We start from the raw sequence: 13,357 nt of genomic DNA, 5'->3' as shown, positions 1-13,357 counted from the left end.
GACGTAAGCGAGGCAGAATCTGATGAGCAGCTACGATGAAACACCCCTGCTGAGCCTCAACGGCATCAGCAAAGGCTTTCCCGGCGTCAAAGCGCTGGATAACGTGTCGTTCAGCATCCGCAAGGGCGAAATTATGGCGCTGCTGGGTGAGAACGGCGCGGGGAAATCGACCCTGATTAAAGTGCTGACCGGCGTCTACACGCGGGATGCCGGCACTATCACCCTCAACGGCGCGGTGATTGCCCCGCACAGCACCGCCGATGCGCAGCAGATGGGCATTGGCACCGTTTATCAGGAAGTGAATCTGCTGCCGAATATGTCAGTGGCGGATAACCTCTACATTGGCCGCGAGCCGCGCCGCTTCGGCATGATCGATCGCAAGCGCATGGTGCGCGACGCCGATGCGCTGATGCGCAACTACGGCTTCGCGCTGGATGTGACGCGTCCGCTCGGTCACTACTCGGTGGCGATGCAGCAGATCATTGCGATCTGCCGCGCAGTCGATCTCTCCGCGCAGGTACTGATTCTGGATGAACCAACTGCCAGCCTCGATGCCAGCGAAGTGGAGATGCTGTTTACCCTGATGGCGCAGCTGAAAGCCAAAGGCATGAGCCTGATTTTCGTCACCCACTTTCTCGACCAGGTGTACCGCATTACCGACCGGATTACCGTACTGCGCAACGGCCAGTTTATCGCCACGCGGGACACCGCTACGCTGCCGCAGATTGAGCTGATCAAGCTGATGCTGGGGCGAGAGCTGCTGGAAACCGCACTGCAGCGCCAGGGCAGCACGTTACGCAGCAATCAGCCGGTGGTGTCGTTTGAGGATTACGGTAAGAAAGGCACCATTGAACCGTTTAGCCTGCAGGTACGGCCGGGTGAAGTGGTAGGGCTGGCCGGGCTGCTCGGCTCCGGGCGCACCGAGACCGCCGAGGTGCTGTTTGGCATCCGCCGCGCCGATCGCGGTACCGCCACCATCAAAGGCAAAGTGCAGCACATCCGCACGCCGGCCAAAGCCTCGCGTCTCGGCATGGGCTTCTGCCCGGAAGATCGTAAAACTGACGGCATCATCGGCGCGGCCTCGGTGCGGGAAAACATCATTCTGGCGCTGCAGGCGCAGCGTGGCTGGCTGCGGCCGATCAAACGTCGTGAGCAGCAGGCGATAGCCGAGCGTTTTATCAAGAGTTTGGGGATTCGCACGCCGCACGCCGACCAGCCGGTGGAGCTGCTGTCGGGTGGCAACCAGCAGAAGGTGCTGCTGTCACGCTGGCTGGTGACTAAACCACAGTTTCTGATTCTGGATGAGCCGACGCGCGGTATCGACGTAGGCGCCCACGCCGAGATCATTCGGCTGATAGAATCCCTGTGCGCCGACGGACTGGCGCTGCTGGTCATCTCCTCTGAACTGGAAGAGCTGGTGGGCTATGCCGATCGCGTGCTGATCATGCGCGATCTGAAGCAGGTCGCCGAAATTCCGCTGGAGCAGCTGTCGGTGGCGTCGATCGTCAACGCCATCGCGGACGGAGGAGCACAACATGCTTGAATCGCCTATGACACACGAAAAACCGGAACGGCGGAAGCCGAAGCTGCCGCCGGGCATGCCGCAGATCGTCGCGCTGATTCTGGTGCTGCTGATCGACAGCCTGGTGGCGAATAACTTTTTTGCTATTCACATTCAGGACGGGCGGTTATTCGGCAGCCCGATTGACATTCTCAACCGCGCCGCACCGGTGGCGCTGCTGGCGATTGGTATGACGCTGGTGATCGCCACCGGCGGGATCGATCTGTCGGTGGGGGCGGTAATGGCGATTGCCGGCGCGACGGCGGCGACGCTGACGGTGGCGGGCCACAGCCTGAGTTTTATTATTCTGGCTACGCTCGGGACCGGGCTGCTGTGCGGCCTGTGGAACGGCGTGCTGGTAGCGCTGCTGAAGATTCAGCCGTTTGTCGCCACGCTGATTCTGATGGTAGCCGGGCGCGGCATCGCGCAGCTGATTACCCAGGGACAGATCGTCACCTTTAACAGTGATAGCCTCGCGTGGTTTGGCAGCGGTTCGCTGTGGCTGCTGCCGGTACCGGTGTGGATTACCCTGCTGGTGGCCGTGGCGGTGTGGCTGCTGACGCGCAAAACCGCGCTTGGCCTGTTCATCGAAGCGGTAGGTATCAACCTGCGCGCGGCGCGCAATGCCGGGGTGACCGGCTGGCTGGTGGTGATGTCCACCTATGCCATCAGCGGCGTGTGCGCGGCGGTAGCCGGGCTGATTGTCGCCGCCGATATTCGCGGTGCCGATGCCAATAATGCCGGGTTGTGGCTGGAGCTGGACGCCATTCTGGCGGTGGTGATTGGTGGCGCCTCGCTGATGGGCGGGCGTTTTAACCTGGTGCTGTCGCTGGTTGGCGCGCTGATTATCCAGTCAATGAATACCGGAATACTGCTGTCAGGTTTTCCGCCGGAGCTGAACCAGGTGGTGAAAGCGGTGGTGGTGATGTGCGTACTGCTGCTGCAGTCGCCGCGCTTTATCGCCATGCTGAAGGGGAGACGTAAACCATGATCAAGCGTCATTTACCGTTAATGATTACCCTGCTGGTGTTTGTCGCGGGTTACCTGTTCTGCCTCAGCCAGTTTCCCGGCTTTGCCTCAACGCGGGTGATTTGCAACATCCTCACTGATAATGCGTTTCTCGGCATCATCGCCGTCGGCATGACGTTTGTGATTTTGTCCGGCGGCATCGATCTGTCCGTTGGCGCGGTGATCGCCTTCACCGGCGTGTTCCTGGCGCGCATCATCGGCGACTACCATGTTGATCCGCTGCTGGCCTTTGCGCTGATTCTGGCGGCAGGCGCACTGTTTGGTGCCATGATGGGCTGGCTGATTGATGCGTTAAAAATCCCGGCCTTTATCATCACGCTCGCCGGGATGTTTTTCCTGCGCGGCTGCAGCTATCTGGTATCGGAGAACTCGATTCCTATCGATCATCCGCTGTATACCACGTTGTCGAGCCTGGCGTGGAAAATTCCCGGCGGCGGACGTCTCAGCCTGCTGGCGGTGATTATGCTGGTGGTGGTGGCGGGGGGCATTCTACTGGCGCACCGTACGCGCTTCGGTAATCAGGTGTACGCCATTGGCGGCAATCTGACGTCGGCTCAGCTGATGGGCGTGTCGACGCGCGCCACCACGATCAGGATTTATATGCTGTCGACCACGCTGGCGACGCTGGCAGGCATCGTATTTTCCATTTACACCTCGGCCGGCTACGCGCTGGCCGGGCTGGGCGTCGAGCTGGATGCCATCGCTTCGGTGGTGATTGGCGGCACGCTGCTGTCGGGTGGCGTCGGTACGGTGCTGGGCACGCTGTTCGGGGTGCTGATTCAGGGGTTGATTCAGACATGGATTAACTTCGACGGCACGCTGAGTTCGTGGTGGACCAAAATCGCCATCGGTATTCTGCTGTTTGCCTTTATTGCGCTGCAGCGTCTGCTGACGGTGATGTGGGACCGCCAGCAGAACGCGCCGGTTAAGCGTTTAACCTCTTAGTCGTGATCGCATGTGTGTTAAGAGGTGCGCAAACTGGCGCACCTTTTTTTATGCCCTGATTCGTGGATGTTGGGTGGGGTTGCTGTTTTAGCGCTCAGAGTCGTGGATGCTTGGTGGGGTTGCTGTTAATCGGGTGCCCGGCCCCACAAAGGCCAGCCCGATCGCAAAGAAACCCCGCATCCATGCCGATCGGCCGCGCCATCCCTGGCGCGGACGCTTTGCTATTCGGGCTGGTCTTGATGGGGCAAGTGGGACTGTCATTGCTGTAGTCAGTACGACGCTTAATGGCTGATGTAAATTCGGCTCCGGTAAAAGCGCAACCAACCAGCATTAAGGAGATCAAGGCGGCCGGGGCGACAGGGAGGTATTCACGCTGGCTTTACGTAACGCCTGCCGTTGTTGACTGGACCGCAGTTTCGCCATAAAAAAAGCCGCGATACCCTCGCGGCTTGCTTCAACATTTCAGGCTATTAACGTTTCAGGCGGTAGTACGCATCGTTCCAGCGCAGCGCATCTTTGAAGGCCGGCAGGCGCGTCTCGTCATCAATCACCAGCACTTCAATGCCGTGCAGTTCACCGTACAGGTACATATCCTCAACGTCCAGCGCCTGGCTGAACACCGTATGGTGCGCGCCGCCCGCCAGGATCCACGCTTCAGAAGCGGTCGCCAGCGACGGCTGTGCGCGCCACAGCGCACGTGCCACCGGCAACTTCGGCAGCGCCTGCGGCTGTTCAATGGTATCGACCACGTTGACCAGCAGACGGAAGCGGTCGCCCATGTCGATGACGCTGGCGTTCACCGCGCGACCCGCCGGCGTCGAGAAAATCAGACGTGCCGGATCGGCTTTACCGCCAATGCCGAGGAACTGCACATCAATCAGCGGCTTCTCCTCTTTGGCGATCGACGGGCACACTTCCAGCATGTGCGAGCCCAGTACCAGCTCGTTGCCCGGCGCGAAGTGGTAGGTGTAATCCTCCATAAACGAGGTGCCGCCGGCGCGCGTGCCGGCTTGCACTTTCAGGATGTGCAGCAGAGCGGCGGTTTTCCAGTCGCCTTCACCAGCGAAACCGTAGCCCTGAGCCATCAGGCGCTGTACCGCCAGACCGGGCAGCTGGGTCATACCGTGCAGCGTCTGGAAATTGGTGGTAAAGGCTTTACAGCCTTCGCTATCGAGGAAGCGCTTCAGGCCCAGTTCGATGCGTGCGGCATCCAGCACATTCTGCCGCTTGTCGCCGTTTACAGACGCCGCTGCGCTGAACAGATACTGGCTCTCGTATTCGTCGACCAGCGCGTTGACATCACCGTCGCTGACGCTGTTCACCACCTCAACCAGATCGCCGACGCCCCAGCCGTTAACCGCATAGCCAAACTGAATCTGCGCTGCCACTTTATCGCCTTCGGTGACCGCCACTTCGCGCATATTGTCACCGAAGCGCGCCACTTTCAGCTGCTGGCTGGCCTGCTTCGCCAGCGCGGCATTGATCCAGCGCGCAATACGCTGCTGGCTGGTTTTATCCTGCCAGTGACCGGTCACTACGCTGTGCTGCAGACCCATGCGCGCGCCAATGAAGCCGAACTCACGGCCGCCGTGCGCGGTCTGGTTCAGGTTCATAAAGTCCATATCCATGCTGTCCCACGGAATTTCCGCATTGAACTGGGTGTGAAACTGCAGCAGCGGCTTATGCAAAATGCTCAGTCCGCCAATCCACATTTTTGCCGGCGAAAAGGTATGCAGCCAGGTAATGATACCGACGCACTGGCTGTCGTGATTGGCCTCGCGGCACAGCGCCAGCGCTTCATCCGGTGATTTTACCAGCGGCTTCAGCTCAAGCGGCACCGGCAGCGTACCGGCCTGGTTCAGGCCGTCCATCACCTGGCGCGCATGCTGCTCAACCTGGCGCAGGGTTTCCGCTCCGTAGAGATGCTGTGTACCAATCACAAACCAGACTTTCTGTTCCATTCATCGCTCCTTTACTTAGCGGATGCGGCGCGCGCGGCGTACTGCGGTTCAGCCGCCTGGCACCAGTGTTGATAACGTTGATAAAGCTGCTGATAAGTCGCCACGCGCGCGCTGTCCGGCTGCAGGGTGACGGCAATCGGACTGGCCATCACCTGCTGCGCCGCCGGCACATCGGGGTAAACGCCGGCGGCAACGGCGGCAAAAATCGCCGCGCCCAGCGCGCAGCACTCATCGGAAGCGACAATGTCCAGCGGCCGGTTCATCACATCGCAGCAGGCCTGCATGATGGCAGGGGATTTGCGCGCAATGCCGCCGAGCGTCAGGATGTTCTGCACCGGAATCTGCTGCTGCTCGAAGCACTCCATGATGGCGCGCGCGCCAAAGGCGGTGGCGGCAATCAGGCCGCCGAACAGCGCCGGCGCATCGGTGCCGAGGTTGAGGTCGGTAATCACGCCTTTCAGGCGCTGGTTGGCGTCCGGCGTGCGGCGACCGTTAAACCAATCCAGCACCACCGGCAGGTGATCGAGTTGCGGATTTGCCGCCCAGGCGTCGGTCAGCTGGCGGATCAGATCCTGCTGCAGCGCGGCCAGCTGCGGCTGTAATTCAGGATGGCGCTGCGCCGCCTGCTGTAGTGGCCAGCCGAGCAGGCGACTGAACCAGGCATAGATGTCGCCGAACGCCGATTGTCCGGCTTCACAGCCGATGGCGCCCGGCATCACGCTGCCGTCGACCTGACCGCAGATGCCTTTGATCGCGCGATCGCCAACCTGTTCGCTGTCGGCGATCAGGATGTCGCAGGTCGAGGTGCCGATCACTTTCACCAGCGTGTATGGCTGTGCGCCCGCGCCAACCGCGCCCATGTGGCAGTCAAAGGCGCCACCGGACAGCACCACCTGTTCTGACAGGCCAAGACGCTGCGCCCATTCGCCCGACAGCGTGCCGACCGGCACATCGGCGGTAAAAGTATCGCTGAACAGCGGCGAATCGAGCTGTTCCACCAGCATGGGGTCGAGCGCGCGAAAGAACGCCGCCGGCGGTAAACCCTGCCACTCCGGATGCCACAATGATTTGTGCCCGGCGGCGCAGCGTCCGCGCCGCAGTTCGGCCGGTGCGGTGGTGCCGCTCAGCAGCGCGGGCACCCAGTCGCACAGCTCTACCCACGACACCGCCGCCTCTCGCACCGCGGCATCGGCACGCGACACGTGCAAAATTTTGGCCCAGAACCATTCGGAGGAGTAAACGCCGCCGATGTAGCGGGTATAGTCGGTGAACTGGCCGCTGCGGCACAGGCGGTTGATCTCTTCGGCTTCTTCTATGGCGGTGTGATCTTTCCACAGCACAAACATGGCGTTGGGATTGCTGGCGAATTCCGGACGCAGCGCGAGGACGTTGCCGTCGCGATCGATGGGGGCCGGCGTCGAGCCGGTAGAATCGACGCCAATACCCACCACCGCGGCGCGCTGCGCCGGGGTTAACGCCTGCACCACGCTGACGATCGCCTGCTCCAGCGCATCAATATAATCCTGAGGATGATGACGAAAGCGGTTTGCGTGTGCATCGCAGAATTCACCCTTTGCCCAGCGCGGATAGTTGACCACCGCCTTTTCCAGCTCTTTACCGCTGTGGCACTCCACGGCCAGCGCCCGTACCGAGTCACTGCCGAAATCCAGCCCAATTGTTATGGCACCCGCGCTCATCGGGATTCTCCTGTGTGAGTTGTCTCGCTCTATCCTGGAATGGGGCGCGGGCGGCGGTTAGTCACCAGCGGCTGAGAATATGCACTTTTCTGTCATCGGCGGGGTTGTGTGATCGACAGCAAAAGTTAATGTCCGGTTAATTTTGCTGAATATATGGAGAATTTAGTCATCGTTTTGGGATGTGATACCGCTCTACATTTTTCCGCGCTTTTCCCGCTACAACTAGCCCAGCGTTTGCACAGCCTTTGTACAACCTTTGAGCTAACGCGCTGATTTTGCGCTGTACCCGAACGTGAAATCTGATTGGTAGCGTTTACACCGATTCGTTGATAACAGCGATAAAACACCATTGTGCCGGAGAGCATCATGCATAAATTCACTAAAGCACTGGCGGCCGCAGGCCTCGCCGCGCTTATGTCACAATCCGCTATCGCCGAGACCATGAAGCTCGGTTTTCTCGTCAAACAGCCGGAGGAACCCTGGTTCCAGACCGAGTGGAAATTCGCCGATAAGGCCGGCAAAGATCTCGGCTTTGAAGTGATCAAAATTGCCGTGCCGGACGGTGAAAAAACCCTGAACGCTATCGATAGCCTGGCGGCGAGCGGCGCCAAAGGCTTTGTCATCTGTACCCCGGATCCCAAGCTGGGCTCGGCCATCGTCGCCAAAGCACGCAGCTATGACCTGAAAGTGATTGCCGTGGACGACCAGTTTGTCACCGCCAAAGGCAAGCCAATGGATACCGTACCGCTGGTGATGATGGCGGCGACCAAAATCGGCGAGCGTCAGGGCCAGGAGCTGTACAAAGAGATGCAGAAGCGCGGCTGGGATGTGAAGCAAACCGCCGTGATGGCGATTACCGCGAACGAACTGGACACCGCGCGCCGCCGCACCGGTGGCTCAATGGCCGCGCTGAAAGCGGCCGGCTTCCCGGAGAAACAGATTTATCAGGTGCCGACCAAATCCAACGATATCCCGGGCGCGTTTGACGCCGGTAACTCGCTGCTGGTGCAGCATCCGGAAGTGAAGCACTGGCTGATTGTCGGCATGAACGATAACACCGTGCTGGGCGGCGTGCGCGCCACCGAAGGCCAGGGCTTCAAGGCGCCGGACGTGATCGGCATCGGTATCAACGGCGTGGACGCGGTAAGCGAGCTGTCGAAGGGCGCGCCAACCGGCTTCTACGGTTCCCTGCTGCCGAGCCCGGACGTGCACGGCTATAAGAGCAGCGAAATGCTCTACAACTGGGTGACCAAAGGCCAGGAGCCAGCGAAATTCACCGAAGTGACCGACGTGGTGCTGATCACCCGCGACAACTTCAAAACCGAGCTGGCGAAGAAAGGGCTGATGTAAGTCGGTTTTAAGCCGTCCTCAATGTGATGTTAATTAACAGGCAGCCGGCATAGTTCGTGCTTTAGCAAGGCGGCAGGCACGTTTATCCCCGGGAGCTTACTGAAGTCAGTGACCGGGGTAAATGTGTGCAGCCAACGCCGCTACGGTGTGAAACATGGAGGCTCAGGAGTTCCCATGAACACGGATCCAGCATTTCTGTCATTTCATGGCATCAGCAAAACCTTCCCTGGCGTGAAAGCGCTGCAGGATATCTCTTTTCAGTGCCGCGCCGGTGAAGTGCACGCGCTGATGGGAGAAAACGGCGCGGGCAAATCCACGCTGCTGAAAATCCTCAGCGGCAGCTATCAGCCCAGCGGCGGCGAAATCCGCATCAAAGGCACAGCGAAAAGCTTCAGCAATACCGTTGATGCGCTGGATGCCGGTGTAGCGATCATTTACCAGGAGCTGCATCTGGTACCGGAAATGAGCGTGGCGGAGAACATCTATCTAGGCCAGCTGCCGCACAAGCGCGGGCTGGTTAACCGTAAGCTGCTGCGCTACGAAGCCGGTCTGCAGCTGAAAAATCTTGGCATGGATATCGATCCCGACATGCCGCTGAAATACCTGTCGCTCGGCCAGTGGCAGATGGTCGAAATCGCCAAAGCGCTGGCGCGCAACGCGCGCATCATCGCCTTTGATGAGCCGACCAGTTCGCTGTCGGCGCGCGAAATTGAGCATCTGTTCCGCGTGATTCGCCAGCTGCGCGAACAGGGCCGGGTGGTGCTGTACGTGTCGCATCGCATGGAAGAAATTTTCGCGCTGAGCGATGCCATCACCGTGTTTAAGGATGGGCGCTACGTGCGCACCTTCACGGATATGGCCAATACCCACCATGACGATCTGGTGGAGGCGATGGTCGGACGCAACCTCGGAGATATCTATGGCTACGCGCCACGTGAGCTGGGCCCCGTGCGTCTGCAGCTGGACAAGGTGGAAGCGAAAGGCGTGCGGATGCCGATATCGCTGACGGTGCGCGCCGGAGAAATTGTCGGTCTGTTTGGACTGGTCGGTGCCGGCCGCAGCGAACTGATGAAAGGGCTGTTTGGTGCCACCCGGCTGCGCGCAGGCACGGTCACGCTGGACGGTAAGCAGCTCAACATCCGCGAACCGATTGATGCCATCCGCGCCGGTATCATGCTGTGCCCGGAAGATCGCAAAGCCGAAGGCATCATCCCGGTGCACTCGGTGCGCGAGAACATCAATATCAGCGCGCGCCGCCACAACCTGAGTGCCGGCTGTCTGATCAAGCCGGGCTGGGAAGCGAAAAACGCGGACCACCACATTCGCTCGCTGAACATCAAAACGCCGGGTGCGCATCAGCTGATCATGAATCTGTCCGGTGGCAACCAGCAGAAGGCAATTCTGGGCCGCTGGCTGTCGGAGGAGATGAACGTGATCCTGCTCGACGAACCGACGCGCGGCATTGATGTCGGCGCCAAACATGAAATCTATAACCTGATTTATCAGCTGGCGAACAAAGGGATCGCGGTGCTGTTTGCCTCCAGCGATCTGCCCGAAGTGATGGGACTGGCCGACCGCATCGTGGTGATGCGCGAAGGTGAGATTGCCGGTGAACTGCCCCACGACGCCGCCACGGAGCAGCTGACGCTGAGCCTGGCCATGCCGAAAACCACTCAAGCGGCCGCCGTGGCCTGAGGTAAAGGAGAGTAAAAATGGCTTCATCTACCACGTCCAATACGCCACCGGTGCAGCGCAGTGGCCTGCAGCTCGGGCGCATCTGGGACAACTTCGGCATGCTGGTGGTGTTTGCGCTGCTGTTTATCGTCTGCGCCATCTTCGTGCCTAATTTTGGCACCTTTATCAACATGAAAGGGCTGGGCCTGGCGATGTCGATGTCCGGCATGGTGGCGTGCGGCATGCTGTTCTGCCTCGCCTCCGGCGATTTCGACCTGTCGGTGGCGTCGGTGATTGCCTGCGCTGGCGTCGTCACCGCCGTGGTGATCAACATGACCGAAAGCCTGTGGATCGGCGTCGCCGCCGGCCTGCTGCTCGGTATGGCCACCGGCTTCGTTAACGGCTTCGTGATTGCGCGTCTGAAGATTAACGCGCTGATCACCACGCTGGCGACCATGCAGATTGTGCGCGGCCTGGCCTATATCTTCTCCGACGGTAAAGCGGTGGGGATTGAGGATGAGCGCTTTTTCACCCTCGGCTACGCCAACTGGCTGGGCGTGCCGGCACCGATCTGGCTGACCATCGCCACCATGATCGTGTTCGGTTTCCTGCTGAACAAAACCACCTTTGGCCGCAACACGCTGGCGATTGGTGGCAATGAGGAAGCGGCGCGGCTGGCCGGGGTGCCGGTGGTGCGCACGCGCATCATCATCTTTATCCTCTCCGGGCTGGTATCAGCGGCGGCCGGCATTATCCTGGCTTCACGCATGACCAGCGGTCAGCCGATGACCTCGCTCGGTTATGAGCTGATCGTTATCTCCGCCTGCGTGCTGGGCGGCGTGTCGCTGAAGGGCGGTATTGGCAAGATCTCCTACGTGGTCGCCGGGGTACTGATTCTGGGTACCGTCGAGAATGCGATGAATTTATTGAATATCTCGCCATTCTCACAGTATGTGGTGCGCGGTTTGATACTGTTAGCGGCGGTGATCTTTGACCGCTACAAACAGAAAAGCAGAACCGCCTGATCCCGCGGGCGCAGCCGCAACGCTGCGCCCCAACGTCACGCGAACCGGGAGATCCTTATGTACCACCGCGAAGCGCCGAGTGAACAGCAAAATCCGTTACTGCCGGGCTATCCGTTTAACGCCTGGCTGGTGGCCGGACTGACGCCGATCAACGCCGGCGATCAGCTCGATTTTTTTATCGATCGCCCGCACGGCATGAAAGGTTATATCCTCAATCTGACCATCAAAGGTCAGGGACGGGTGTTTGACGGGGCGTCAGCGTTTGACTGCGAGCCGGGCGACCTGCTGCTGTTTCAGCCGAAAACGCCGCACTACTATGGCCGTGCGCCGGACAGTCCGTGCTGGCACCATCGCTGGGTCTATTTCCGTCCGCGCGCCTACTGGAGCGACTGGCTGCAGTGGCAGGATCAGAACCAGGGCGTTGGCCGGCTGCGGCTGCCGGATGCGCTGCGCGCCGAATTTGACCGCCTGTTTGCCAGCATCGAACAGACGCACAACTCAGGACGTCGCTTTGCCGAAGAGCTGGCGATGAATCTGCTGGAGCGCCTGCTGCTGCGTGCGGTGGAAGAGGATCCGCGCAGCCATCAGCAAATTCGCGATCCGCGCGTGATTGAAGCCTGCCAGTACGTCACCAATCATCTGGCCAGCGAGGTGAAAATCGAGGAAGTGGCGCGCCACGTCTGTCTGTCGCCGTCGCGTCTGGCCCACCTGTTTCGCGAACAGATGGGCATTAATTTGCTGCGCTGGCGTGAAGACCAGCGGGTGATCCGCGCCAAGCTGCTGCTACAAACCACTCAGGAACCGATCGCCTCGGTGGGGCGCGAGGTCGGCTACGACGACCAGCTCTACTTCTCGCGCGTGTTCCGCAAGCGGGTGGGCGTCAGTCCGAGCGATTTCCGCCGCCGCAGTCAGGATGCGCACGACGCACTGGTGGCCCAGGAGAGCTGGCAACCGGCACGGAGTGCGATCTCCTGAGCTTTCAGGTGATTCCGCCTTGTTCTTACTGACTGATTCGTCTTAAATCAGTCAGGTCACGAACAAGAGGAATGAGAATGAGCGATAAACTACGTGTCGGCCTGATCGGCTACGGATTTGCCAGCAAAACCTTCCATGCGCCGCTGATCGCCGGTACGCCAGACGTTGAGCTGGCGGCGATCTCCAGCAGCGATGCCAGTAAAGTGCACGCTGACTGGCCGTCGGTGCGGGTGGTGGCCGATCCTCAGGCACTGCTGGATGATCCGACGCTGCACCTGATTGTAATTCCTACCCCGAACGACACCCATTTCCCGCTCGCCAAAGCGGCACTCAATGCTGGCAAGCATGTGGTGGTCGATAAACCGTTTACCGTGACACTGTCACAGGCACGCGAGCTCGACCAGCTGGCCAAAGCCAAAGGGCTGCTGCTGTCGGTGTTCCACAACCGCCGCTGGGACAGCGATTTCCTGACGCTGAGAACGCTGCTGAACGACGGCACGCTGGGCGAGGTGCGCTATCTGGAGTCGCACTTTGACCGTTTCCGTCCGGAAGTGCGTCAGCGCTGGCGCGAAATGAAAGGCCCGGGCAGCGGGATCTGGTTCGATCTTGGACCGCACGTGCTGGACCAGGCGTTGCAGCTGTTTGGACCACCGGTGGCGATCAACGTCGACATGGCTGAACTGCGTCCGGGCGCGCAAACCACCGATTACTTCCACGCGGTGCTGACTTATCCCACCCGGCGCGTGGTGCTGCACGCCAGCATGCTGGTAGCGGCGGAATCGGCGCGTTTTGTGGTGCACGGCACGCGCGGCAGCTACGTTAAGTATGGGCTCGATCCGCAGGAGGACCGTCTGAAAGCCGGTGAACGTCCGCCGCGTGAAGAGTGGGGCTACGATATGCGCAACGGCACGCTGACGCTGGCCGAGGGCGACGTGATGGTGGAAAAAGAGCTGCTGACGCTGCCGGGCAACTATCCGGCCTATTATGCGGCGATCCGCGACGCCATTGCCGGTAACGGTGCCAACCCGGTTACGGCGGAAGAGGCGATTCAGGTGATGGAGCTGATTGAGCTTGGCCTGCAGTCGGCGGAGAAACGCCAGACACTGTCCCTGAAGTAAACCGGACGGCGTTATCGCCAGC

At 60.2% G+C, this 13,357-nt stretch carries 10 protein-coding genes; 8 read left to right on the top strand and 2 right to left on the bottom strand.

The annotated features are described in order from the left end of the window. The first annotated feature begins 22 nt into the window (after window positions 1-22). Genes AC6I8F_RS10560 through yjfF form a run of 3 tightly spaced genes read left to right on the top strand, consistent with a single transcriptional unit; the run spans window position 23 to window position 3,535 of the window. Complete coding sequence (locus AC6I8F_RS10560; RefSeq protein WP_058774750.1) at window positions 23-1,543, top strand: sugar ABC transporter ATP-binding protein; 1,521 nt, start codon at window positions 23-25, stop codon at window positions 1,541-1,543. After that, window positions 1,536-2,552 carry a galactofuranose ABC transporter, ATP-binding protein YtfT gene (gene ytfT / locus AC6I8F_RS10555; RefSeq protein WP_058758461.1) on the top strand — a complete coding sequence of 339 codons (1,017 nt, stop codon included), beginning with the start codon at window positions 1,536-1,538 and terminating at the stop codon, window positions 2,550-2,552. Before AC6I8F_RS10560 ends, ytfT begins: the two co-directional genes overlap by 8 nt. Further along, window positions 2,549-3,535 carry a galactofuranose ABC transporter, permease protein YjfF gene (yjfF, locus tag AC6I8F_RS10550; RefSeq protein WP_166710063.1) on the top strand — a complete coding sequence of 329 codons (987 nt, stop codon included), beginning with the start codon at window positions 2,549-2,551 and terminating at the stop codon, window positions 3,533-3,535. Before ytfT ends, yjfF begins: the two co-directional genes overlap by 4 nt. A 470-nt stretch (window positions 3,536-4,005) precedes the next feature. Here yjfF and araA read toward each other — a convergent pair whose 3' ends face one another. Both araA and AC6I8F_RS10540 read right to left on the bottom strand, forming a co-directional pair. Beyond that, the gene (gene araA / locus AC6I8F_RS10545; RefSeq protein ID WP_021506181.1) at window positions 4,006-5,496 is read right to left on the bottom strand and encodes an L-arabinose isomerase; all 1,491 of its coding nucleotides are present in this window, start codon (window positions 5,494-5,496) and stop codon (window positions 4,006-4,008) included. A gap of 11 nt (window positions 5,497-5,507) precedes the next feature. Next, window positions 5,508-7,193, bottom strand: a complete 1,686-nt coding sequence (locus AC6I8F_RS10540; protein ID WP_498028014.1) for a ribulokinase — start codon at window positions 7,191-7,193, stop codon at window positions 5,508-5,510. A gap of 366 nt (window positions 7,194-7,559) precedes the next feature. On the opposite strand from AC6I8F_RS10540, the gene AC6I8F_RS10535 reads away from it, so the two are divergent. The 5 genes from AC6I8F_RS10535 to AC6I8F_RS10515 all read left to right on the top strand — a co-directional run bounded on the left by AC6I8F_RS10535 (window position 7,560) and on the right by AC6I8F_RS10515 (window position 13,335). Continuing rightward, window positions 7,560-8,543: an arabinose ABC transporter substrate-binding protein gene (locus tag AC6I8F_RS10535; RefSeq protein ID WP_021506179.1), complete on the top strand. Its 984-nt coding sequence runs from the start codon at window positions 7,560-7,562 to the stop codon at window positions 8,541-8,543. A gap of 174 nt (window positions 8,544-8,717) precedes the next feature. Beyond that, complete coding sequence (araG, locus tag AC6I8F_RS10530) at window positions 8,718-10,238, top strand: L-arabinose ABC transporter ATP-binding protein AraG (protein ID WP_058758463.1); 1,521 nt, start codon at window positions 8,718-8,720, stop codon at window positions 10,236-10,238. Window positions 10,239-10,255: 17 nt separating this feature from the next. After that, on the top strand, window positions 10,256-11,242 hold the full coding sequence (gene araH / locus AC6I8F_RS10525; protein ID WP_021506177.1) for an L-arabinose ABC transporter permease AraH: 987 nt from the start codon (window positions 10,256-10,258) through the stop codon (window positions 11,240-11,242). A 57-nt stretch (window positions 11,243-11,299) separates the two neighbouring features. Next, the gene (araC, locus tag AC6I8F_RS10520; RefSeq protein ID WP_498028013.1) at window positions 11,300-12,217 is read left to right on the top strand and encodes an arabinose operon transcriptional regulator AraC; all 918 of its coding nucleotides are present in this window, start codon (window positions 11,300-11,302) and stop codon (window positions 12,215-12,217) included. A 77-nt stretch (window positions 12,218-12,294) separates the two neighbouring features. Then, window positions 12,295-13,335, top strand: coding sequence for an oxidoreductase (locus tag AC6I8F_RS10515; protein ID WP_498028012.1), 1,041 nt, complete (start codon window positions 12,295-12,297; stop codon window positions 13,333-13,335). The last annotated feature ends 22 nt before the right edge of the window (window positions 13,336-13,357 follow it).

This window comes from gamma proteobacterium symbiont of Axiagastus rosmarus, assembly GCF_059730925.1.
Note: the sequence above shows the minus strand (reverse complement) of the source record. Positions and strands in the feature narration are given on the sequence as shown.